At 66.9% G+C, this 21866-nt stretch carries 19 protein-coding genes; 4 read left to right on the top strand and 15 right to left on the bottom strand.

Translation table 11 applies throughout. The features are described 5' to 3' along the window. Nucleotides 1–19 precede the first annotated feature (19 nt). Entirely contained in the window at nt 20–334 is a 315-nt protein-coding gene (locus KF791_18950; GenBank protein ID MBX3734661.1) for a hypothetical protein, read from the bottom strand. Nucleotides 335–496: 162 nt separating this feature from the next. Here KF791_18950 and KF791_18945 point away from each other — a divergent pair, with 162 nt between their 5' ends. Then, complete coding sequence (locus KF791_18945; GenBank protein MBX3734660.1) at nt 497–3250, top strand: hypothetical protein; 2754 nt, start codon at nt 497–499, stop codon at nt 3248–3250. 35 nt (nt 3251–3285) lie between these two features. Here KF791_18945 and KF791_18940 read toward each other — a convergent pair whose 3' ends face one another. Then, nucleotides 3286–5433, bottom strand: coding sequence for a hypothetical protein (locus KF791_18940; GenBank protein ID MBX3734659.1), 2148 nt, complete (start codon nt 5431–5433; stop codon nt 3286–3288). A 362-nt stretch (nt 5434–5795) separates the two neighbouring features. Between KF791_18940 and KF791_18935 the strand changes: the two genes are divergently transcribed. Continuing rightward, nucleotides 5796–6524, top strand: coding sequence for a methyltransferase domain-containing protein (locus tag KF791_18935; GenBank protein ID MBX3734658.1), 729 nt, complete (start codon nt 5796–5798; stop codon nt 6522–6524). 158 nt (nt 6525–6682) lie between these two features. Next, entirely contained in the window at nt 6683–7858 is a 1176-nt protein-coding gene (locus tag KF791_18930) for a Gfo/Idh/MocA family oxidoreductase (GenBank protein ID MBX3734657.1), read from the top strand. Between the two features lie 10 nt (nt 7859–7868). Here the strand turns inward: KF791_18930 and KF791_18925 are convergent, their stop codons facing one another. The 11 genes from KF791_18925 to KF791_18875 form a co-directional block, all read right to left on the bottom strand. Further along, nucleotides 7869–8642, bottom strand: coding sequence for an HAD hydrolase family protein (locus tag KF791_18925; GenBank protein ID MBX3734656.1), 774 nt, complete (start codon nt 8640–8642; stop codon nt 7869–7871). Nucleotides 8643–8720: 78 nt separating this feature from the next. Further along, entirely contained in the window at nt 8721–10010 is a 1290-nt protein-coding gene (eno, locus tag KF791_18920; protein ID MBX3734655.1) for a phosphopyruvate hydratase, read from the bottom strand. Nucleotides 10011–10070: 60 nt separating this feature from the next. Continuing rightward, complete coding sequence (gene hemW, locus KF791_18915; GenBank protein ID MBX3734654.1) at nt 10071–11336, bottom strand: radical SAM family heme chaperone HemW; 1266 nt, start codon at nt 11334–11336, stop codon at nt 10071–10073. A gap of 30 nt (nt 11337–11366) precedes the next feature. Further along, nucleotides 11367–11795: a DUF167 domain-containing protein gene (locus KF791_18910; GenBank protein MBX3734653.1), complete on the bottom strand. Its 429-nt coding sequence runs from the start codon at nt 11793–11795 to the stop codon at nt 11367–11369. An 864-nt stretch (nt 11796–12659) separates the two neighbouring features. Then, nucleotides 12660–13559 carry a succinate--CoA ligase subunit alpha gene (sucD, locus tag KF791_18905; GenBank protein ID MBX3734652.1) on the bottom strand — a complete coding sequence of 300 codons (900 nt, stop codon included), beginning with the start codon at nt 13557–13559 and terminating at the stop codon, nt 12660–12662. A 64-nt stretch (nt 13560–13623) separates the two neighbouring features. Further along, nucleotides 13624–14001, bottom strand: coding sequence for a VOC family protein (locus tag KF791_18900; GenBank protein MBX3734651.1), 378 nt, complete (start codon nt 13999–14001; stop codon nt 13624–13626). Between the two features lie 6 nt (nt 14002–14007). Next, nucleotides 14008–15213: an ADP-forming succinate--CoA ligase subunit beta gene (gene sucC, locus KF791_18895; protein ID MBX3734650.1), complete on the bottom strand. Its 1206-nt coding sequence runs from the start codon at nt 15211–15213 to the stop codon at nt 14008–14010. A gap of 6 nt (nt 15214–15219) precedes the next feature. Continuing rightward, nucleotides 15220–15621 (bottom strand): PIN domain-containing protein, encoded by a 402-nt coding sequence (locus KF791_18890; protein MBX3734649.1) that lies wholly within the window; start codon nt 15619–15621, stop codon nt 15220–15222. Next, nucleotides 15599–15886: a type II toxin-antitoxin system VapB family antitoxin gene (locus KF791_18885; GenBank protein ID MBX3734648.1), complete on the bottom strand. Its 288-nt coding sequence runs from the start codon at nt 15884–15886 to the stop codon at nt 15599–15601. The genes KF791_18890 and KF791_18885 overlap by 23 nt, the downstream gene beginning before the upstream one ends. Nucleotides 15887–16196: 310 nt before the next feature. After that, nucleotides 16197–17354 carry a citrate synthase gene (locus KF791_18880; protein MBX3734647.1) on the bottom strand — a complete coding sequence of 386 codons (1158 nt, stop codon included), beginning with the start codon at nt 17352–17354 and terminating at the stop codon, nt 16197–16199. Between the two features lie 98 nt (nt 17355–17452). Next, a complete protein-coding gene (locus tag KF791_18875) occupies nt 17453–18520 on the bottom strand; it encodes a histidine kinase (GenBank protein ID MBX3734646.1) in 1068 nt (355 codons plus the stop codon). A gap of 157 nt (nt 18521–18677) precedes the next feature. Between KF791_18875 and KF791_18870 the strand changes: the two genes are divergently transcribed. Continuing rightward, nucleotides 18678–20522 (top strand): CRTAC1 family protein, encoded by a 1845-nt coding sequence (locus KF791_18870; protein ID MBX3734645.1) that lies wholly within the window; start codon nt 18678–18680, stop codon nt 20520–20522. A 145-nt stretch (nt 20523–20667) separates the two neighbouring features. Here KF791_18870 and KF791_18865 read toward each other — a convergent pair whose 3' ends face one another. Next, nucleotides 20668–21135 carry a metallophosphoesterase family protein gene (locus KF791_18865; protein ID MBX3734644.1) on the bottom strand — a complete coding sequence of 156 codons (468 nt, stop codon included), beginning with the start codon at nt 21133–21135 and terminating at the stop codon, nt 20668–20670. Nucleotides 21136–21149: 14 nt separating this feature from the next. Next, nucleotides 21150–21866 (bottom strand): hypothetical protein (locus KF791_18860; GenBank protein ID MBX3734643.1); only part of this gene is annotated, 717 nt, incomplete at its 5' end.

The following is a 21866-nucleotide window of genomic DNA, read 5'->3' as shown; positions in this document are numbered from 1 at the left end:
ATCGCCGCGGGAAGCGTCCTCAGTCTCCCTCCCGATGCCTGCGGACCGCCTCGCGGACCTTTCCGACCCACTGATGGAACAAGTCCCGGGCCAACGCATTGGCCTCCGAGGATTCCACCCCCTCGGTCATCTCCTGGGACTTCGGCAGCCAGTCCGGACGGAACTCCGCATCCGCGCCCCGGGGATTGACTTCGCGGAGGACGGCGTCCACCCGGGCATGAAGCCGCCCTTCCCCGGCGTCGTGACGTCCCTCGATCGTGGCGACCACCTCCTGTTCCAGGTCACCGACGTGGAGGGTTTCGACGATTTCCGAGGCGAAGTAGGGACGGCTCATGCGGGTGATGGTTCGCACCGAGCCTGCCCCAGGCGCCGGTTCGAAGCCAAGAGTCCCCGGGCGCCCCGGGCAAACCGTCCAAAGCGCGACGCTTTCGATGTTGACAAACGAAACCACATTTTTACATTTGTAACCGCTTCTCAAGCCTCCACCCCTGATCCCATGAGGTCCTCCCACTCCGAGCACCGTTCACCAAGCAACCGGCACGCCATTCGTTGGCTCCAACTGATCCTGTCCGTGGTCGGTGCCGTCTGGGCAACCGCAGTGGTGCTCCCGGGCAGCGGCGAACTGGATGCAGGATTCGCACCCGTGGCTGAGGAACTCGACGGGCGCAGGGAGTTCATCGTCGCCGGGGATGCTTGTTACGGATACGACCTCCTGATCCCCGAGATCCGCCGGTATGGCGATGACGGTCGTTGGGACGGGACCTCGATCGTCGTTGATGACGACCGTCCGAATGGGGTCCCGACGATCCATTGGGTGGTGGCGACTCCTTGGGGAGGCCTGTGGGTCCGCAGCTCGGTCGCTGTTTACGGCTGGGACGCGCAAGGCCTGAGGCATCCGCTCCCCACCCCTGGCGCACGTGTGATCCCGGACATCCTGCCCTTCCTCGCGCTTGATGACGGCGGCTGGGTGACTCCCGACCTGACCCGATTCAACCCCGAGGGGGTTCGGAATTCAGCGTTTGCCTTCGCGTGCCGCCTGGAGTTTGGCCGGCCGAACGGACGGCCGCTCATCCAACAGGTACTCCGCGACGGACAGGGCCGGTTGCTGGCCATCGGCAACTTTGTCAGGTCCGGCCGGGAGACCCGCCTGGGAATCGTCCGGTTGCTGCCTGATGGGCGGCCCGACCCCGCATTTGATCCCGCGGAGGTGCTGGGAATTTCCGTCAGCGAGGAAGGCGTCCTGGGAGGCGTGCCCCTGTCCATGGCGCTCGGTCCCGGCGGGTCCCTCTTTCTGCAGACTCCGGGAGGCGTTCCGAACCGCCGGCTTGCCCAACTGGACGACGGCGGAAATCTGGTCCGCTGGATCCCTCTCGAAGTCGAGGGGCAACTGCTTCCGCCGGTGATTCAGCCCGACGGTCGCATCCTGTTGGGTGGACACTTCCATCGCGTGCAGGGGCGCCCGGCCACGGGGTTGGCCCGGTTGCTCGCAGACGGCACCCTGGATGAATCGTTCCAGGTCGAGCTCGCCAACGGTCCGTCCGAGGTGGGGGAGCTGGGCGGCATGGAACTCGATGATCGCGGACGCCTCTGGATCCACGGCGCGTTTGACCGGGTCAACGGAATTGAGCGGCCGGGATTGGCACGGGTGCTGGCTCATGCGGCGCCCGACACCGCCCCGGAGATTCGATCCACGGCGGCGCGATCCCGCATTGCCACCAACGAAGTGCTGTACCTTGCCGCCGAAGTGCGGGGCGATCCGCCTCCGGATCTGCAGTGGACTCTCGCGGGTGAACCCATCGCCGGAGCCACCCAGCGGGTGCTGCGCCTGCCGGTGGAGGCCGGAACGCCCCTGGGCGCCTTTCGTCTGATCGCGCGCAACGCGGCAGGCGTTCAGGAGCTGGAGTTTCCCCAAGTGACGCTGGCAATCCGCAGCCCCGACGCGGGGCAATTGGACACCGGCTTTGATGTGTCCCTGGGCCGGCTGCCAGATCCGCAGATTCTCACGCCGCTTCCCGACGGCAACCTTCTGGTCAGCTCCTTTTGGCGTCGGGTTGTCTCCGAGGACGACGACGACGCCATGCTGGGTCGCCTGCGAGCAGACGGCACCTGGGATGCCGCGTTCGGCCAGGACGGTGTGGTCTCAGGAAACGGGTTCGTGCGGGCCGTCCTGCCCCTGCCCGATGGTGGTGTTCTGATCGGAGGGAACTTCACCCGGATGGCCGGCGTCCAGGCCACCGGGCTCCTGGAACTCGATGGCGGGGGCAGGCCCGTCTCACGAACCTGGCCGGACCTCGATATTCCGGACGTGACAGCGCTCGCCCGACAATCCGATGGAAAGCTCCTGGTCGCGGGACGGTTTCTTCGCATCGGTGGCCGGGAGACCTACCACCTGGCCCGCCTTGATTCTCAAGGCCAACCCGACCCCGGGTTTCGTTCGACGCTCGCCCCGGGGCAGGTGGTGGAGCGCATGCAGACGGATTCCAGGAATCGCATTGTGATCGCCGGTTTCCGGGAATCGCCGGACAATCCACTCCTGAAGCTCGGGACGTTCGGACTCCAGCGCCTGATGCCGGACGGGGCCCTCGATCCGACGTTCAGCCCGGACGCCACCCCGTGGAACCAGTTCTTCGTCCTGCCCGGAGATTCCCTGTTGGCCGGGCTGCCACCGCAGCATCTGGATGCGGACGGAAGCCCGGTGGCGGCGTTTGATCTCGCGGATCTTTCCGTCCCCGGGCTCTCCCCCAACTCGCTGCTGGACATGAACATGGTGCTGTTGCCCCAGGGCGGAGTGATCGCACCGGCTCTTCGCCGGTCCAACAGCCACCTGGAACTCGTGCGCTGGCGTGAAAGCGGAGTCCTTGACGACACATTTCGACTCACCTTTGGCCGGCGATTCGACAATCCTCCGGAGGTTCGCTCGATGGCACTGATGCCCGATGGCTCCGTGGTCCTCGCCACCATGGAAGCGAACCGGCCCGAAACCGAAAGTTCCTTCCGTCTCCGCCGCGTTCTTCCCGATCCCGACACCTCGTTTGGAGGTGCGCGCCTGGTCGGGAGCCATTTGGAAGCGACGGTCGCCACGCAGCACGGCGCCACGTACGAGCTCTACCTTCGCAGCCGCCTGGATTCCGCCGCCCGGACACGTGTGGATGGTTTCGCCGGCGACGGCTATGTGCGGACCCTTTCCCTGCCGGTTGCCCCCGACGACGAGCACCAGTTCCTTGAACTGGTGCGCCACCGCGGGCCCTGAACATGGCGTTGCGGGCGCGGCAAAGGGCGGAGCGTTCAGAAGGGCGGCAGGTGTTCGAGCAGGAAGTCGGCCCACACATCCCGGGTCACCTCGACCAGAATCACCGGCCGCTCCCGGATGGTGCCAAAGCCGCAGGACGGAGGATTGGGGTCGGTGCGTCCCGGCGCCCCGGTCGCGTTCACGGGAAACACCGGACGGTGCGCATGCCAATGCGGCTCCGTGCAGTGGTCGGTCGGACTGTTGGTCAGGAGGAACTGGTACACGGGGTAGTCGAGTCCATCGAGCTGGATGCATGGCACACGCAACCGGTCGGAATCCGGGACGGCCTCCAGGAATTCCTCCAGGTAATTGCGGCGCGGATCAAACCGCACGGTGGCCCTCACCGGATCCGTTTCAAGGTTCCCATTCCGGAGCCGGTAACTGAAGGTGACTTGGGACTGCGCCGTCAGCCCGGTCAGGGTCATTTCTCCCGTTGCCGGATTCCACGAATACAGGTCCGGATGCAATGCCGGCTCTTCGACGAGCGTGAACGTCGCTGAACGCTGAAAGCTGTCGTTCGCCGACACGTCCACCCGGACCGGTTGCGCCGGGGCGACGGTGACCGAATCCTCGAGCGCCTCGGGTACGGGTCCCCGACGCTGGTGGAGCTTCGGCCCCTGGCCACTGAACAGTTCGGAGGCCACCACATCCTGTGCCGCCAGAAATGCCGCTTCAATTTCGTCCACGGACAATACGCCGTCGCCGTCCGTGTCCACCAGTCCCGCACGCTCCGCCGCCCCGATCTGCTCGAGAATTCGCCCCGTGTACTGGCTGTGGACCTCGTCGTTGCCGTAATCGAGGAGAAAATCCAGCGTCGTCGCACCGGCGGATGTCTTGAAGGCCTCCGAGGAACAGAAGATGTTCCACTCGACCCCCGGGGGTGGTTCGACCTTGTCCTTTTCCAGCCACAGGGGCATTGCCTCGGCAAAGCAGGTGTCCAGCATCAGGTTGATCCTTCCCGACAGGTTCGTTCGGAGCAATGCGGGCAGTGAATTGGGATGCCGGCTGAGCCAGGACCAGGTGGTTTTGGTCGCGTGGCCCAACCCGTAGTCGAGGCGGAACGGGAGGCCGTCCGGCTTGCCGTCGTCGTTGTCGTCCACCAACTGGGTGTGGGAGGAGATGTAGATGAAGAACTTGTCACAGGGCCCCAGCCCGCGGCCCGCGAGCTCAATGCCCGTGGTCACCTCACTGAGGGTGTTCGAAGCGGAGTTGAATGCGGTGATCGAGAATCCCATGCGTGCCAGCAACGCAGCCATGTCCCTGGCGTCATTCTGGATCTCGTCATCGGCGCCCGAGGCGATCACCACCGCGACCTTCCGTCCCGGCGTCTTTGTGCAGTCCGTGATGGGTTTGCCCCGGCTGCCCGGAACTTGGGCGCCCGCGGCACCGGCCACGGCCGGCGGCGGTGCGGGCAACACCGGGAACCCGGGTTCGGCATCCCCAAACTCGAGTTCGACAAACCCGGCCAGCGGGGGTGTTTCGTCGCCAAAAGACGCCGGGAAAAACCGGACCGCCGGATTCCATCGCTCACGCAGGCGGCTCAACCGGCCCACGCCATCCACCTCCGGCGGTGCAAACGCCGTCCGGGTGCTGAGCTGTCCTGTATTTCGACCGACGAGGACGTAGGTGAACGGATGCCCGAGCTTCTGAGCCGGGGCGTGGTCCACCACAAAAAAGTGCGATGGCTCATCCACCGGCCATGCCCCGGGAGGACCTTCCGGGGATGCGGACCGAATCACCGCGCCGGCCGCGAGCGGTTCCGGCCAGCGCAGGCCCAGGACGAGCCCGGCCTGTTCGGAGGGCCGGATGACCTCCGTCAACACCCGTAAGGCGGCCTCCTTGATACCGACATCCCCACCGGAAGCGGACACCCTGAAGAACCGCGTAGCGGCCGCGGGCTCCACGGTCCATCCGACCGGGCCGGCCGTCGTTGCCACGCGCGGCGGGCCAACCTTCTCCCAGGTCATTCCCGGGGCGAGCGCGGACGCCTCCTCCAACTGGTACGTGGTGCCCGCGCGCCCGTCGGACAGCTCGAGGTGCCCATCCTGAATCCAGCGGAGTTGCTGTGCCGTCTGCGGGTGGGCCAGCACCACCATGCCGGCGAGCAGGACGCAATACCGCGGGGCGAGGCAACGGGTGTTCATACGTCAACGGACGGATTTCGAGGCTTGGGGGGATTCCATCACGATCCGCTTACCTTGGCCAGCGCCACCCGCTAACACCTTCGGATAGGGGGGCCTCGCCAACAACGGTGCCTGCCCGCGCGTCGTTTGCCACGACCACCCAGGTTCCGTTCTCACGACGAACCCACGCCACACGGCAGGGAGCTGCGTCGGCGATGACAAGGTCTTCGTGGCGCTGACCAAACCCCTGACGTGGTCGGCAATCCGCGGTGGACGCGGCAAGGTCCGCCAGGCCCATCTGAGCGGGGAGCCGTCCGGCAAGGGATTGCCACGCCGCGGGATTTGGGCTGCCCGACGGGCGCCGCATGTGCCACAACCACGGCATGCACTTGCGACCATCGCCAGCGCCTGTGTGGATGCTCGCCGGACTGATGGTCTGTCTCTCCGCCGGTTGTCAGTCCACCCCACCTCCTTCGATGCCGGCGGTCCAGGGGGCGGCGCCGGCGATCAATGCCGACTTCATGAATCCCGGGATGGACCCCAACTCCTGGGTGGAACGGTTCGAACGGGAGGGACGCGAGGTCTATGACCACCGCCACGAGATCGTGACGATCGTCGGGTTGAAGCCCGGAGCCCGGGTGGCCGACATTGGTGCCGGCACCGGGCTGTTCACCTTCCTGTTCGCCGAGGTCGTCGGCCCAACCGGCCTCGTCTACGCGGTGGATATTTCTCCGGCGCTGGTCGCCCATCTTCGCGGCCGCGCCGCGGCCAGCGGGGACAGCCCGGTGGTCCCGGTCCTGGGCGCGCCGGATGACCCGCGGCTTCCTCCGGGCTCCGTGGACCGGGTGTTTCTCTGCGACACCTACCATCATTTCGAGCAACCCGGCCCCATGCTTGCGGCCATTCACAAGGCGCTCCGACCCAAGGGCGAATTGGTGCTGGTCGAGTTCAAGCGCATCCCCGGCGTCAGTTCCGAGTGGATGCTCAACCATGTCCGCGCCGGACAGGAGGTGTTTGAGGCGGAGATCATGTCGGCCGGTTTTCGCAAGGTGGGCGAACCGCTCCGGCTTGAAGACAACTACGTGACGCGGTTTCGGAGGGTGTCGCAGTAAACCCACAGTCCGACGGGTGCTTGGCGGTGTTTTGGCTGGAGCCTCTCCCCACCGGAGTGAACTCCGGGCATCTCATTCCGGGAGTCCGTAAAAATGCGTGGGGATCCTCCGCATTTTGCCTCGCCCGGCCCTTGGGGGTCTGCCATGGGAAGGCCGCCATGTCCGTTCCCTTGCATTCCCTCCGCGCCGGCGTCATTGGCACCGGATTCATCGGGCCCGTCCATATTGAGGCGTTACGGCGGCTCGGGGTCCAGGTGACCGCGGTGTGCGGTTCGACGAAATCGGCCCGCGCCTGTGCCGATCGCTGGGGCATTCCCGAGGTGTACGGCGACTACGATTACCGGGCGATGCTGCGATCTCCGAATGTGGACGTGATCCACATCACCTCGCCCAACAAGGCTCATGTGGAGCAGTCCCTCGCCGCGCTGCGCGCCGGGCGCCACGTCGTCTGCGAGAAGCCGCTGGGAATGACCTCGCGGGAGACCGCCCGGGTGGTCCGCGCCACGGACCGGCCCGGGGCGCCTGTGTTTGCGGTCAATTACATGTGCCGGTTCTTTCCCGCGGTGCTCCAGATGCGGGCCATGGTTCAGCGGGGCGATCTCGGACGGATCATCCACGTGCAGGGGCATTTCTTTCAGGACTGGCTCCTGAACGAGACCGACTACAACTGGCGTTTGCTGGCCTCCGAAGGGGGAAGGCTCCGTGCGGTCGGCGACATCGGGACGCACTGGATGGACGCGGTGTCCTTCATCCTGGGCACCCGGATCGAGCAGGTGTTCGCCCACCTCGAGACCTTCCACAAGATCCGCCAGCGGCCCCGGGGTGAGGTGCAGACGTTTGCGAAGGCGGACCCGGCGACGCTCGTCCCCTACCGGGTGGATACGGAGGATTTTGGAAGCGTGCTGATGCGTTTCGGGACCGCAAAGCACGGATTTGCCGACCGCGTCCATGCCAATGCCTCCATCTCGCAGGTCGCCGCCGGGTGGAAATGCAGCCTGGCCGTGGGGATTTATGGCACGCGCGGAAGCGTCCGCTGGGACCTGCAGCAACCCAACGAGATCTTCGTCGGGCGGCGGGACGAGCCGTGTCAGGTGCTGCAACGGGGCACCCCGGGCTTTCAGGAGGACGTTGCCGGATTCACCGATTATCCGGGCGGCCATCCGGAGGGGTTTCCGGACAGCCACAAGATGCATTACCGCGCGGTGTACGAGCACATCGCCAGCGACCGGAAGACCCCGGTGTTGTTTGCCACCGCCGGGGATGGGCATCACGAAGTGCGCCTGTGCGAGGCGATCCTGCGCAGCAGCCGCGCGCGGCGCTGGGCGCCGGTCTGAGCCGCCGGGCTCAACGCGCCAACCTGGCGAAGTGATCCAGCGCCTCCAGCACGCCGAGTCCGCAGCCCGCCGCCGCCAGGTATCCCCCTTCCGCCGCAACCTGGTCCCGGACCTGGGGCAGGCCGTTGGCGGGTGTCGCCAGCCAGTGGGCCACCTCGCGTCGCAGCATCGGCAGATCGTTGAGATGATCCCCCGCGGCAAAGCTCTCCCCAGGGCCCACTCCAAGCAGCCTCTGAATCTGCTGCAGCGCGGTGCCCTTGCTGTACGCCCGGTGGCTCAAACGGACATACACGTCGTTGCGCACCGGCACCAGCTCCGGCACCGACCGGCAAAACGTCTCCAGTTCGGACTGGATCGCATCCATCTGCGGGTTCGTGCGGGCGATGACGCAGATGGGTGACCACATGTCGCTGTAGAAGGTCGCGTCAAAGCGCTCCTCCATCCCTGCGGCCAGGTCCGCCAGCGCCGGGGCATGCCGGTCAAAGATGCCCGCATGGTCGCGGACGCAGTCCGCATTCCAGGGCTCCACCGACTCGTAATGCCCGCCGACATGCCGGTGGATTTCACGCTCCACCGTGACGACAAAGTCCGGACGCACCCGCAGGCGCGCGCGGCCGATGCTCTCCATCAGGCTGGCGAGATCCCTGCCTGTGTTGATCACCCACGACACACCCTGCGCCTGCAGATCGAGCAGCCGATCCTGGAGAGCGTCGGGCACCGGGGCATGCGCGAAGTCCTCGTGGATGGTGCCGTCGAAGTCGGTGGAAACCAGGCGGATGGGCATGGGGCGCGAACGGAAAATGCCGCGGCCGGCCTGCAGGCGCCGGTTCTCCGGAGCCTGCAGCCGGCCGGTTGGCGCGTCTCAGCGGCCGGCGGGCAGGACGCTGGTGCCCGCGTACACCGCGTTGCCTCCAAGGATCTGTTCGATCCGGAGCAACTGGTTGTACTTGGCGGTGCGGTCCGTTCGGCTCAAGGAACCGGTCTTGATCTGGCCGCAATTCGTCGCCACCGCGATGTCCGCGATCGTGGCATCCTCGGTTTCACCGGAACGGTGGGACAGTACGGCGGTGTAGCCGTGGGTCTGGGCGAGGCGCACCGCGTCGAGCGTCTCGGTAAGAGAGCCAATCTGGTTCACCTTCACCAGGATCGAGTTGGCGGTCCCCGTCTCGATGCCCTTCTGCAGAAACTTCACGTTGGTGACGAACAGGTCATCGCCCACGAGCTGGATCCGGTCGCCCAGGCGCTCGGTGAGGAGCTTCCAGGTCTTCCAGTCGCCCTCGGCGCAGCCGTCCTCGATCGAAACGATCGGGTACTCCTTGCACAGCTTTTCGTAGAACGCGACGAGCTCCTCGCCGGTCAACTTCTGCCCGGAACTCTTTTTGAACACGTAGTTCTGTCCGCCAGCGTGAAACTCGGAGCTGGCAACGTCGAGGGCCAGGTGGATCTCCTTGCCAAGCTTGTAGCCGGCGTCCTTGACCGCGGCGGCGATGACGTCGAGGGCCGCCTCGGCGCTTTCGAGCTTGGGGGCAAACCCGCCCTCGTCCCCGACCGCCGTGCTCAGCCCCTTTTTCTTGAGCACCGCCTTGAGGGCATGGAAGACCTCGGTGATCGCCCGCAGGCCCTCGCTGAACGTGGGCAGCCCGGCCGGCATGATCATGAACTCCTGGAAATCAATCGGGGCGTCGGAATGAGCGCCGCCGTTGATCACATTGGCCATCGGCACCGGCAGCACCTTGGCATTGGGCCCGCCCAGGTAGCGGAACAGCGGCTGCCCGAGCGCAAGCGCGGCCGCCTTGGCGCTGGCCAGGGACACCGCCAGAATGGCGTTGGCTCCGAGCTTCGACTTGGTCTCCGTCCCGTCGAGATCCAGCATGATCCGGTCCACGGTGAGCTGGTCGAGGGCGTCCACTCCCTCAAGCGCCGGCGCAATCCGGTCCGTCACGTTTTTCACCGCCTTGGTGACGCCCCTGCCGAGAAAGCGGGTTTTCACGCCATCCCGCAGCTCGATGGCTTCGTGCTCGCCGGTGCTGGCGCCGGAGGGCACCGCCGCGCGCCCGACGGCGCCGCATTCGAGGGTGACATCCACTTCAACCGTCGGGTTGCCCCGGGAGTCGAGGATTTCGCGGGATTCAATTTCGGAGATTTTCGTCATGATGATGGGCCATCCGGCAACCGGACGGAATCGTGATGGAACGGAACACGCGCCGGGGCGTCAAGGAACGGTTGCCCGGACTCGGGCGCCTGCAGGGCTGGACGCCCGGTCAGGACCCCGGACCGTCGCCGAAGGTCGCAGCATGGCAGCGCCGGCAGCGTCGGCGAAGCGGAGCCCCTGGCGGGTGAGGCGCAATTCCCGGCCCGTGTCCTCCGCCCAACCCCGGGCACACAGGTCCCGGATCTCCGATGCCCACCCGACGCGCAGATCCATCCCCGTCCGCTCAAGGAACTCGTCGTAGGGCCACCCGGCGGTCATGCGCAGTCCGAACGCCGCCAGTTCCCCGGCCCTGGATTCCGGCGGCAGCCGCTCCGAAAACTCCCGCGCCCGCCGCCCGCCCTCCAACTGCTCGCAATACAGCACGGTGTTGGCCCAGTTGCGGGCGCGCGTGCCCCGTACGTATTCGCTGGCGCTGGGACCCAGGCCATAACAGTCGCGTCCGCGCCAGTAACCGACGTTGTGCCGGCACGCCCGGGAGGGAATGGCGCCGCTTTCGGCATCCCGGGCAAAATTGGCAATCTCATACTGGCGGTAGCCGGCGTCCGCCAGGCCATCCACCAGCGTGTCGTACAGCGTGCAGGCCAGGTCCTCATCCACGTCAAACCGGCCCGCCTTCATCTGTTCGTACAGGGGGGTGTCCTCCTCGTAAATCACCTCGTAGCAGGAGAGGTGTTCGGGCCCGAGATCCAACGCCTCCCGGATCGTGGCGCGCCACTGCTCCAGCGTCTGACCGGGGATGGCGAACATCAGGTCGAGGTTGATGTTGTCGAAGCCGGCATCGCGGAGGATGTCCCAGCTTCGAAACACCTGGTCCCGGGTGTGGATGCGACCGAGGCGCTCCAGGAGGTGTTCGTCTAGGGACTGGACTCCCATGGAGATCCGGTTGACCCCTGCTCCGCGAAGCAGGCGCGCCTTGTCGGCCGAGACCGTTGCCGGGTTGCACTCCACGGTCCATTCGGTGGCCGAGCCCAGCCCGAGCCGGTGCAGCGTTTCCAGAAGGGTTTCCCAGTGTGCCAGGGGGAGGAGGGAAGGGGTTCCGCCCCCAAAGAAGAGGGTGTCCGGACGGCAGTCCGCGGCGATCAGTTCCAGCTCGCGGACCAGCGCTGTGACATAACGCGCCATGCGGTCGCCGCCGGGCGGAGCCGAGTAGAAGGCACAGTACTCGCACTTGTGTGCGCAAAACGGGACATGGATGTACAGGCCGCTGACGGCTGCTTCCGGCATGGGCCGGCAGTATGCGGCCCAGCACCCGACCCGCAACCGCATAGGGACAGGTCCTTGGCGGCTCTCCGCTGATCAGCCGCCACCATGGGACCGCAGCCGGCCGGCGGCGTCCGCGGGCTCGATGCCATCCAGTCGGAACAGCTTGATGCGGGAGGTGGCGCCTCGGACGAGCTGCACACAACGGCGGTGCTGTCCGAGGACGCCAGCCAGCAGGGATACGACCGCCTCGTTGGCCGCGCCGTCCGCGGGTGACGCGGTGACGCGGACGCGCAGTTCGGAGCCCGCCTCGCCCGCCAGTCCGGCCCGGGCGGCTCGAGGGACCACGCGCACGGCGAGGTACAGGCCGTCGGGCCGCACCTGGAGGTACGGAGGCAGGCTCACGGGCGGAGCTGGGTGTACAGCTCCGTCAGGCCCAGTTCGCCGGCTCGCGCCACAGCCCCTGCCAGCAAGGCCGCCACCAGGGCGGTGAGGTCCAGTTTGCCAAAGCGCGCGGGGACCCATTCGATCGGACGCAGCAGCACACCGCCGACCTGGTGGACAAAGTCCCAGAAGGGATGGGTGCCCAGGTACACGTAGCTGTTGACCAGCCGCAGGAAGAGAAGGCCGGCGATCATCCAGGCACCGGTCACCCAGACGCCGGCCCCCACCAAGGCCGCCTGCAGGGCGAGATGCTGCCACGAGCGGATGGGGGGCAGCAGGCCCAGCTGGTTCAGAGGGACCGCGGCAGCCATCCACACCAGGGCCGCGACGAACGCGGGAAGCACAACCATTAATGGCACCGGCAGCCGCGAAAATGGCCCGAGCAGCTCATGGAAAAACCGGTTCCACGACGAAGGTTCGCGCGTGGCCCGTGCCAGGGCGGCGGCGAACAGGATCCACGCCAGGAACTGCAGGAGCGTCCATCCGAAGCTGACCAGGGAGAACAGGAGCAGACGACTGATAAAGTCCGGCCGGAAAGGGACCATGGCTGGAAGGGGATCCCAGGTGGGCACCCAGCCACTGACCTCGGCCACGGTGGCGTAGAGCCAGGGGCGCAGCAGCAGCAGCGCCAGCAACGCGCCGAACAGGGGCCAGCGTTTTCCCCTGCCACCCTCCGCAAGCTTCAGATTGCTGAGCAACGTTCCCGCCCGCTGCGCGGGCATCCGGGTGCCGACGCCCATCCCGGTCAGCAGCAGCACCAGGGCGACGAGGTCGAGCAGGAGATTCAGCAGGGCCATCGGCGTTGTCGGTCCACCGGGTTGGACGGGCCGCCCCTCCGGGCCGCGGGCCGTTGCGTCGGACGTCCGGATTCGGACGCCGGAACAGCGGACGTCGGGGCCGGCACGGCGGATTCCGCAGCGAGGAAACCACGGCCCGGGCGGGGGATTACATCATTTTCAGCAGGGTGTCGGCCATGTCGCTCGGCGTCGTGGCGACCCCGATGCCGGCGGCGCGGAAGGCGGCGATCTTCGCTTCAGCGGTTCCCTTGCCTCCGCTGACGATGGCTCCGGCGTGGCCCATCCGTCGTCCCGGAGGCGCCGTCGCTCCGGCAATGAATCCCGCCACCGGTTTGGTGCCAAACTTCGCAATCCACTCCGCAGCCTCCTCCTCCGCAGACCCGCCAATCTCGCCGATCATGATGATGCCCTTCGTCCCGGGATCGGCCATGAACATCTGGATCACATCCAGGTGCGACGTCCCGTTGACCGGATCGCCACCAATGCCCACGCAGGTGCTCTGTCCAACGCCGCGAACGGTCAATTGATGCACCGCCTCGTAGGTCAGGGTGCCCGAACGACTCACCACCCCCACCGGGCCCTGCTTGTGGATGTATCCCGGCGCGATGCCGATCCGGCAGCCGCCGCGGCTGTCAGGTCCGGACCCGGGCGTCACCACGCCCGGGCAGTTGGGGCCGATGAGCCGGGTCCGGGCACCCTGCATGGCCCTTTTGGCGCGGACCATGTCGTTGACCGGGATCCCCTCGGTGATGGCCACCACCAGATCGAGTCCGGCATCCACACCCTCAAGAATGGCATCGGCGGCGAACGGGGGAGGGACGAACACCGCGCTTGCGGAGGCCCCCGTCTCGCGGACGGCCTCGGCGACGGTGTCAAAGACCGGTACCCGCGTGCCCTGATGCTCGAACACCTGGCCGCCCTTTCCCGGCGTCACGCCGGCCACGACGCGGGTGCCGTATTCGATGGACAACTGGGCGTGCCGGGCGCCGAACGAGCCGGTGATGCCCTGGATGAGAACCTTGGTGTCGGGGGTAACAAGTATGGACATGGGGGAGCGTCAGTGGTCAGTGGTCACCGGTCCTTGGATTCCAAAGACCGGAGCCGGGCGAGTCTCAGTGGTGTTCGGGATGGCGCTTGTGGATGCAGACGGCGTTGCCCTCGGGATCGAGGATGAAGGCCATGCGGCAGACGGGCGTGGGGAAGGGCTCCATTTTGAACCGGACCTCCGCGGCCCGGAGGTGGGCGATGGCCGCGTCAAAGTCCTCCACCTCCAGCGCCACCGAGCAGCCGTTTTCGGTCGGATGCCAATCGGGTGCATGGCCCAGGGACAAGGTTCCGGCACCGATGTCGTATTCGGTCCATTGCATTCCGCCGGGTTCGCCGGCGACCATGGTGGGCGTCAGACCCAGCACCCCCTCATAGAAGGCGCGGGCCCGGGCCATGTCGGTGACGGGGTAGCAGCTGAAGGCGATCTCGGTGGCGCGAATCATGGGGGGTCACTTTCCCACCGCCGCGACCACCTTGCGGGCGGCATCGGCCATGGAGTCGCCGGTCACGAGCCTGAGCCCGGAGCCGGCCAGGGTGGCGCGTCCAGCCTCGACGTTGTTGCCTTCGAGCCGGACGACCAGGGGCAGCTTCAAGCCGGTCTCCCGGACCGCCTCGACGATGCCGGTGGCAATCACGTTGCAGTCCATGATGCCCCCGAAAATGTTCACAAGGATGCCCTCGACCGCAGCGTCGCTCAGGATGATGCGAAAAGCCTCCGTCACCTGCTGCTTGGAGGCGCCGCCGCCGACGTCGAGAAAGTTGGCCGGACGGCCGCCGAAATGCTGGATGATGTCCATGGTGGACATGGCCAGCCCGGCGCCATTGACGAGGCAGGCGATATTGCCGTCGAGTTTGATGTAATTGAGGCTGTGCCTGCTCGCCTCCACCTCCAGCGGGGACTCCTCGGCGAGGTCGCGCATGGCCTGGATTTCGGGGTGCCGGTACAGCGCGTTGTCATCCAGGCCGATCTTGGCGTCCACGCACACGAGGGCCTGGCGGCCCTCCGGAGTCTCGACGATGGCCAGCGGGTTGATCTCCACCATGGCGGCGTCGCATTCCCACCAGGTCTTGTACACCCCGGCGACCAACTTGCAGCCCTGGTTGAAGAGGTCGCCCTTGAGGCCGAGGGCGGCGGCGAGCTTCCGGGCCTGGTAGGGCATCAGGCCGACCGCCGGGTCCACATGCTCGCGGAAGATCTTTTCCGGGGTCACGGCCGCGACTTCTTCGATGTCCATGCCGCCCTCGGTGCTGGCCATGATCAGCGGACGCGAGTTCGCGCGGTCGAGCAGCACGGCGAGGTAGAACTCCTTGAGGATCTTCTCGGCAGCGGCGACGAGCACCGTGCCGACCACGCGCCCCTCCGGGCCTGTCTGCTTCGTGACCAGGGTCTTCCCGAGCATGTTGGCGGCCACATCGGTGGCTTCGGCGACGGATTTCACCAGTTTCACGCCGCCCTGAAAGCCGTGGGTGAAGGTCCCCTTGCCGCGGCCGCCCGCGTGGATCTGGGACTTGATCACCAGCAACCGCTGGCCGGCGCCAAACAGCCGTTCAGCCACCGCGGTCACCCCGGCCACGGTGCCGCAGGGTTCGCCGGAGGGCACCGCGACACCGTATTGTTTGAGCAGTTGTTTCGCCTGGTACTCGTGGATGTTCATGAAGGATCAGTACAACTCGTCCAGAGAGGACATCACCGAAAGGCCCGGGATGTCGAGAAAGTGCGCATCGAAGGTCAGGACCGCCGCCTCGATGCGCCGCGCGCAGGCGGCAATGATCAGATCCTGAGCCGGCAGGGTGATGCCCCGGGCGCCCAGCGCGCGCGCCTCGCGGGTGGCTTCCTCCCAAAGACGGTTGTCGGTGGGCACGTTGATCATCACGTCCATAAAGCCCTCCACGGCCCGGAAAACCGCCGGCCGGGCCACGCCACGCAGCACCTCCAACCGCACCATGCCGCAGGTGGCCAGGTCCAGTGTGCGGGCGCGCCCGACCAATTCGCGGGCCGGATCCCGCCCCTCGCGCAACAGCCCAATCCAGACGCAACTGTCAACGAGCGCGACGGCGGCCATGGGGCTTCGAGGCGGCGGGGACACGGGGGCCGGCAGCCGGGGCCAACGTGCCGTACCTGGTGGCCATCAGGTCGTAGGAGGGATCGAGGGATTCCCGAAGCTCGTCGGGGGTGAAGCCGAGACCCCGTTCGGCGTAGCGCTTCAGCGTGTGCCGCCGCTCCAGTTCCCCGAGGGCGAGGGCCACCGCGGCGGTCTTACTTTCGCAGCCGTAAATGGCCGTGACCCGATCCAGCAACGCCTCATCAATGTGCAGTGTCATCTTCATGCCATACACGGTATGGCAAGCAGCAGACGCCGCCAAGGAAATTCCGAGAAACGCCTCCCCCGTTCCCCCCAAGTCCCCCCACCTGCCCGACGGAGGATGTTTTGGGTGCGCGGGAGCCCGTACCTACCCGGGTAGGGTCGTGTTTCACCGCGACCCACTTCAATGCCGCTGCGTTCGTGCATGCACGAGTGGGAACGCGGGAAGCGCCAGGCGGCAAACCCTGCCCGCGATCTCCCGAGCCACTCCACAGGCGCAACGGACAAGGTCACGGACGTGCGGAAGCCCGTCCCTGCCAAGCTCGGGGGGACGCCTACCGCTGGTCCAGCGGCACGACCTTGAGGCCCTTTTTCCCGACGTAACTCGACTGGGGACGAATGAGCCGGTTGTCCGCGAGTTGTTCCAGCACGTGGGCGGTCCAACCGCTGGTGCGGGCGATGGCGAAGATCGGCGTAAACAGGTCGGTCGGAACCCCGAGGCTGAAGTACACGGTGGCGCTGTAGAAATCCACGTTCGCGTGGAGGCCCTTTTTCTCCAGCATCTGCCCGGCGATGCGGTCCGACATCTGGATCCACTTGGGCTCGCCGAGCTTGGCGGAAAGGATCTGAGCCATGCGCCGGAGGTGCGGCGCGCGGGGGTCGAGCACCTTGTACACCCGGTGCCCGATGCCCATGATCTTGCGCTTCTGGGCAAGGGTCTCGGCCACGTAGGCATCCACACGGTCGGGCGATCCGATCTCCTGCAGCATCTTGATCACTCCTTCGTTGGCCCCGCCGTGCAGCGGCCCTTTGAGCGTGCCGATGGCCGTGGTGATCGCTGAATACATGTCGCTGAGCGTCGCGATCGTCACCCGGGCGCTGAAGGTGGAGGCGTTCATGCCGTGGTCGGCATGGAGCACGTAGCAAAGGTCCAGGGTGCTCTCCTTCTCCGCCGACGGCTTCTCCCCGTCCATCATGTACAGGAAATTCGCGGCCTCCCCGAGGGCCGGATCGGGATGCACGAGCGGTTTGCCCTGGCGCGCCCTGTGGAAGTACGCGGTCACCACCGGAATCTGTGCGATGAGCCTCAGCGCCTTGCGCCGCTGGGCATCCATCGAATCGTCATCGGCCACGGTGTCGTAGCAACCCAGCGCACTGACACCCGTCCGGATGGCGTGCATCGGCGGGCAGTCCGCCGGCAGCCGGGTCAGCAGATCCACCACGCCTTGCGGCAGCTCCCGGTAGCCGCTGAGGACCGCCCGGAGGTCGGCGAGCTCGCGGCGGTTCGGCAGATGATTGTGATGCAGCAGGTACACCACCTCCTCGTAACTCACCCGCCCCGCCAGCTCGTCAATGTCGTAGCCACAATAGGTCAGGCGTCCGACATCGCCCTCCACGTCACTCAACCGGGTGTTTGCAGCCACCACGCCCTCGAGACCCTTGGGGGCCGGGGTGGCAGCGGGCGGGGCGGCGGGCGTGTCAGCAGTGCTCATCAGGAAGGCGGTTCAAACGAGATCGATCTTAGGCGCAGTCTGTTCCCGAAGCTCCATGCGTCAACGGATTTCCCCCCTTTCGGGCCGGAAACCCCGGATCAGACCGCCGGCAGCGGCTCCGTCGGACCGCCCCGGGGCAGCTCGATGATCACGCACAAACCCCGGTCCCCTCCGGGTCGCAGGGAAAGAGAGGCGTTGTCGCCGTAGAGATGGCGCAGGCGGGTCCGGCAGTTGGCCAGTCCGATTCCCGACGGCGGATCGCCACCCGGTGGGATGCCGACACCGTTGTCCTCCACCTCCAGGCGAAGGCGGTCAGCATTTACGGATTGCGCCCGCAGCGTGATCACTCCCGGCCGCACCTGAGGCTCAATCCCGTGCTTGATCGCGTTTTCCACGAGCGGCTGGAGGATCAGGTTGGGCACCGGCGCCCCCAGCAACGAGGGATCCAACTCGCGGCGGATGCTCAGGTGATCCCCAAACCGGATCTGCTCAATCTCCAGGTACCGGTCGAGGAACTCCAGTTCATCGCGGAGGGGTATGGCGTGCTCCCCGGAACGGTCCAGCGCCTGCCGGAGCAGTTCGCTGAGGCGGATCAGCATGCGGTCCGCCGCCTCGACGTCACGGTACATGAGCGTGCTGATTCCCTGGAGGGCGTTGAAGAGGAAGTGCGGATTGAGCTGCATCTGCAGCGCCTGCAACCGGGCCTCCGCAAGGCGCCGCTCCAGCTCCAGTCCGCGCCGCTCCCGGTCCTGCGACTGCCGGTAGAAGGCGACCGCGTGCGCTGCAACCACAATCACCCAGTACACCAGCATGTTGAACACCAGGGTGGCCACCAGGGCATGCCGCAGCGCCTCGGCAAACCCGATGCCGTCCACGACCACTGCGAGGCCCGCCCGCAGCAGGGTCCATAACAGGGCAAACACCCCGCTGGCCGTCAGGTGCAGGACCAGCAGCAGACCCGCCGGGGCGCTGCCCAGCGGGAAACGCCGTGCCAGCGCCATCACCGGCAGGGACAGCAGCGCAAACGCGTACCAATCCCCAAGGGATCGGGTGAGGGCAAAGGCCCAGGTGACGGGCTGGCCGACCTTGATCTGGGTGAGATAGAGCTGTCCTGCAAACGCCAGGCCCAGCAGCGTGAAGATCCCGGCGAACAGCAGACCCCACATCCAGCGGAGACGGGGTTGAGCGGCGGGGCGGGGGGTGTCCTCGGCGGTGACGATGGGGCGCAATCTGGACGGGGAAGTTCCGATTGAAAACGGAGAATCCGTCCCCCCGGGATCCCGGCGCTTGCACCGTCCAGCCGCCTTCCGCACGGTTTTCCCGATGCCAACCGATGCCGCCACCCCGAGCCAGCGGTTGCTGTGGCGGCTGCTGCTGATCCTCGCCGTGGTCGGCGTGGGGGCGGCGGCAATCGTCTGGCGCTTGGTCCGCAGCGCGGGGTCCCCGACAACGCCAGCCGCAGCGCGTCCACAGCACGGGACCGCTCCCCGGCCTCCGAGGGTCCACTTTACCGACATCACCGCAGAATCCGGGATCCGGTTTCGTCATGAAAACGGCGCCCGCGGCGACAAGCTCCTGCCGGAAACCATGGGGGGTGGCGTGGCCTGCTTTGATGCGGATGGGGACGGCGACGCCGACCTGCTCTTCGTGAATTCCACCTGGTGGCCCGACGACCCGCGCCGCGCCACGGAACGGCCGCCCACCACCGTACTGTACCGCAACGACACCGTCCCGGGCGGCCCCATCCGGTTCACGGACATCTCCGCCGGGTCGGGACTCGATGTGGATTTCTACGGCATGGGGGTCGCCTGTGGGGACTTCGACAACGACGGCGCCGTGGACGTCCTGCTCACCGGCGTGGGGGGCAACCGGCTCTTTCGAAACCTGGGTGGGGGCCGGTTCGAGGACGTCACCGCCGCCGCGGGCGTGGGGGGATCGCCGGACGACTGGTCCACGGCGGCCGCCTGGGTGGATGTGGACAACGACGGCGATCTGGACCTGTACGTGGGGAACTACGTCGGGTGGTCCCCGGAACTGGACCGGCGGGTGAACAACCAGTTGGTGGGCGTGGGGCGGGCGTACGGACGCCCCTGGAATTATCCCGGCACGGTCCCCCGGCTGTTTCGAAACGACGGCGGGAGACCGGGCGAGGTCCGCTTCACCGAAGTCTCCGCCGGCAGCGGCCTGCAAGTCACCAATCCCGCCACCGGGCTTCCGGCGGCCAAGACCCTTGCCGTGGCCCCCCTGGACCTCAATGACGACGGGTGGATGGACCTCGTGGTGGCCAATGACACGGTTCAGAACTTTGTGTTCACCAACCGCCACGACGGCACGTTTGCCGAGGTCGGCGAGATGACGGGGATCGCGTTTGATGCCTTCGGACAAGCCCGCGGCGCCATGGGCATTGATGCGGCGCGGATTCGCAATGACCAGGCGGTGGCGGTGGCGATTGGAAATTTTGCCAACGAGATGAACGCCCTCTACGTGGCCAGGAAGGGGGGGCGCGCGGACGCCCTCCTGTTCACCGACGAGGCGGTGGCCGAGGGCCTTGGCCCGGCGAGCCAGTCCCTGCTGAAGTTCGGACTTTTCTTCTTCGACTACGACCTCGACGGTCGGCCGGACGTCCTGACCGCCAACGGCCACATCGAGGAGGCCATTGAGCGGATCCAGCCCAGCGCGCGATACCGGCAACCGGCCCAGCTGTTCTGGAACGCGGGGGGGGCGCCCTCGTTCGTCCCGGTGGACGCCTCGGCCGCAGGTCCCGACCTGTTCCAACCGGTCGTGGGGCGGGGCAGCGCGTACGCGGATTTTGACGGGGACGGCGACCTGGACGTGGTGATCGCCACGCTGGCCGGCCCCCCGCTCCTCCTGCGGAACGACCTGGACCCAGCCACACCCCCGTTGCGGCTCAAGCTGTCCGGCCGTCGTTCCAACCGGGATGCCATCGGTGCCTGGGTGACCGTGGTGGCGGGCGGGCGGACGCTGTCCCGTCAGGTCATGCCCACGAGGAGTTACCTGTCCCAGAGCGAGCTTCCCGTCACGTTGGGTCTGGGCGCGGGCGCCGCGGTGGATGAACTCTGGGTTCAATGGCCGGGGGGGCGGCGTCAGGGCGTATCGCCTCCACCGGCCGGGCCGACCGTGACCCTTGTAGAAGAGGAGACACATTGACCAATCCCCGTTGATCCGCGAACGAAGCAGGTGGGTTGCGAGCCAGTCGGCGGACCGGTGGGGTGAGGCTCCGCCGAACCGTTCGCACAACCGCGAGTCCGTTCCGTGGAACTCCACGCACGGACGGCCCGCCCGATGGCGGCCGTCACGCCAAGGGCAGAAATTCCACCTGAATTGCCCCCGGAGCGATCGTCGCCACCGCGACGGACCGGGGCTGACCAAACCGCGGCTTCCCCGCGTAGCCTGGGTTGACCAGCACCACCCCGTTGCGGGTCTCATGGAAGCCTCGGTGGGTGTGGCCAAAAATCACCGCCGCCGGCTGCGCCTTCAGAAAACGGTTCCCAATGCTCTTTGCGGGGTCCGAGGGATCCACGATGTGATGCAGCAGGATTCGGCGTCCGCAGGCTTCCAGCACCTCGGTGATGCGGAAATCGAGGCCCGTATCCGTGTTGCCCAGCACGGCGGTCACCGGGGCTACGGCTTCCAGTTCCAGGATCAGGCTGGGGTAGCCGATGTCGCCGGCGTGGAGGATGGCATCCACGCCCTCAAAAAGCGTCAGCACCCGCCGGTCCAGGAACCCGTGAGTATCCGCGATCAGGCCAATCCGCGTCACGAAAGGGTCCGGTATCAGGCCCCGGCCTCCGCCGCGGGCTCCTCGGGCTCGGGGTCTGCCTCGGTTGCTGGCGCATCACCACGTTCCACCGGGGATTCGCCCGCCGTCAGGCGCCAGGCCCCGGCGAACAGGGCCGTAAACAGGCCGCCACTCAGGAGCGTGTTGCGGAAGAATTCCCATGTCTGCGGATAGCCGCCGGTCCCCCGGGTCAATGCGACCAGCCATCCGCCGATGCTTCGCGTGTATTCCGGGTTGCGGAAGGGATTGAAGAGCCATGCGGCCGAGTTGGTAACGAGGTAGAACACGAGGGCCCCCAGCACGCCGCCTCCGACGAGCGAGCGCCAGCGGCGGGTCGGACCCAGCCAGCGGCCGAGTCCGAAAAGCAGGGCGTAGCCTGCATAGTTGACCGCCATCAGCGCCAGCCCCGCTCCGGTCACGACCTGCCAGCCGCGCACCCACTGATAGTAGCCGATCAACACGGCGTCCGTGGCCAGCAACAGGACCAGCGGCAGCGACCAGGCACGGGACCCGGGAATCAGCGCGCCCGCGCAGAAGACGAAGGCGTAGACGGCGCTGAAGTTGGGAGGCATGAGCCCGGGCCAACGGGTCAGGGCCATCACCCCGCCAAAAACCCAGGGCAGCCAGCGCTGAAGGCGTTCGTTCAACAAGGCGGCCACGTTACCCGGGCGTGCCCGGAAGACAAGCGGCGGGACCGGCCCGCCGATCCGCCC

It is taken from the genome of Verrucomicrobiia bacterium (genome assembly GCA_019634635.1).
Lineage (GTDB): Bacteria > Verrucomicrobiota > Verrucomicrobiia > Limisphaerales > UBA9464 > UBA9464.
This window is presented reverse-complemented; position numbering and strand designations above follow the sequence as displayed.

What these genes read in the sequence shown, in the direction of transcription:
- KF791_18935 (MBX3734658.1), top strand. Translation starts at nt 5,796, where the DNA reads ATGCACTTGCGACCATCGCCAGCGCCTGTGTGGATGCTCGCCGGACTG.
- KF791_18940 (MBX3734659.1), bottom strand. Translation starts at nt 5,433, where the DNA reads ATGAACACCCGTTGCCTCGCCCCGCGGTATTGCGTCCTGCTCGCCGGC.
- KF791_18880 (MBX3734647.1), bottom strand. Translation starts at nt 17,354, where the DNA reads ATGAGCACTGCTGACACGCCCGCCGCCCCGCCCGCTGCCACCCCGGCC.
- KF791_18885 (MBX3734648.1), bottom strand. Translation starts at nt 15,886, where the DNA reads ATGAAGATGACACTGCACATTGATGAGGCGTTGCTGGATCGGGTCACG.
- eno (MBX3734655.1), bottom strand. Translation starts at nt 10,010, where the DNA reads ATGACGAAAATCTCCGAAATTGAATCCCGCGAAATCCTCGACTCCCGG.
- KF791_18900 (MBX3734651.1), bottom strand. Translation starts at nt 14,001, where the DNA reads ATGATTCGCGCCACCGAGATCGCCTTCAGCTGCTACCCCGTCACCGAC.
- KF791_18890 (MBX3734649.1), bottom strand. Translation starts at nt 15,621, where the DNA reads ATGGCCGCCGTCGCGCTCGTTGACAGTTGCGTCTGGATTGGGCTGTTG.
- KF791_18875 (MBX3734646.1), bottom strand. Translation starts at nt 18,520, where the DNA reads ATGTGGGGTCTGCTGTTCGCCGGGATCTTCACGCTGCTGGGCCTGGCG.
- KF791_18945 (MBX3734660.1), top strand. Translation starts at nt 497, where the DNA reads ATGAGGTCCTCCCACTCCGAGCACCGTTCACCAAGCAACCGGCACGCC.
- sucD (MBX3734652.1), bottom strand. Translation starts at nt 13,559, where the DNA reads ATGTCCATACTTGTTACCCCCGACACCAAGGTTCTCATCCAGGGCATC.
- KF791_18950 (MBX3734661.1), bottom strand. Translation starts at nt 334, where the DNA reads ATGAGCCGTCCCTACTTCGCCTCGGAAATCGTCGAAACCCTCCACGTC.
- KF791_18870 (MBX3734645.1), top strand. Translation starts at nt 18,678, where the DNA reads ATGCCAACCGATGCCGCCACCCCGAGCCAGCGGTTGCTGTGGCGGCTG.
- KF791_18910 (MBX3734653.1), bottom strand. Translation starts at nt 11,795, where the DNA reads ATGGGTCCCCGCGCGCTTTGGCAAACTGGACCTCACCGCCCTGGTGGC.
- hemW (MBX3734654.1), bottom strand. Translation starts at nt 11,336, where the DNA reads ATGCGGTTGCGGGTCGGGTGCTGGGCCGCATACTGCCGGCCCATGCCG.
- sucC (MBX3734650.1), bottom strand. Translation starts at nt 15,213, where the DNA reads ATGAACATCCACGAGTACCAGGCGAAACAACTGCTCAAACAATACGGT.
- KF791_18925 (MBX3734656.1), bottom strand. Translation starts at nt 8,642, where the DNA reads ATGCCCATCCGCCTGGTTTCCACCGACTTCGACGGCACCATCCACGAG.
- KF791_18930 (MBX3734657.1), top strand. Translation starts at nt 6,683, where the DNA reads ATGTCCGTTCCCTTGCATTCCCTCCGCGCCGGCGTCATTGGCACCGGA.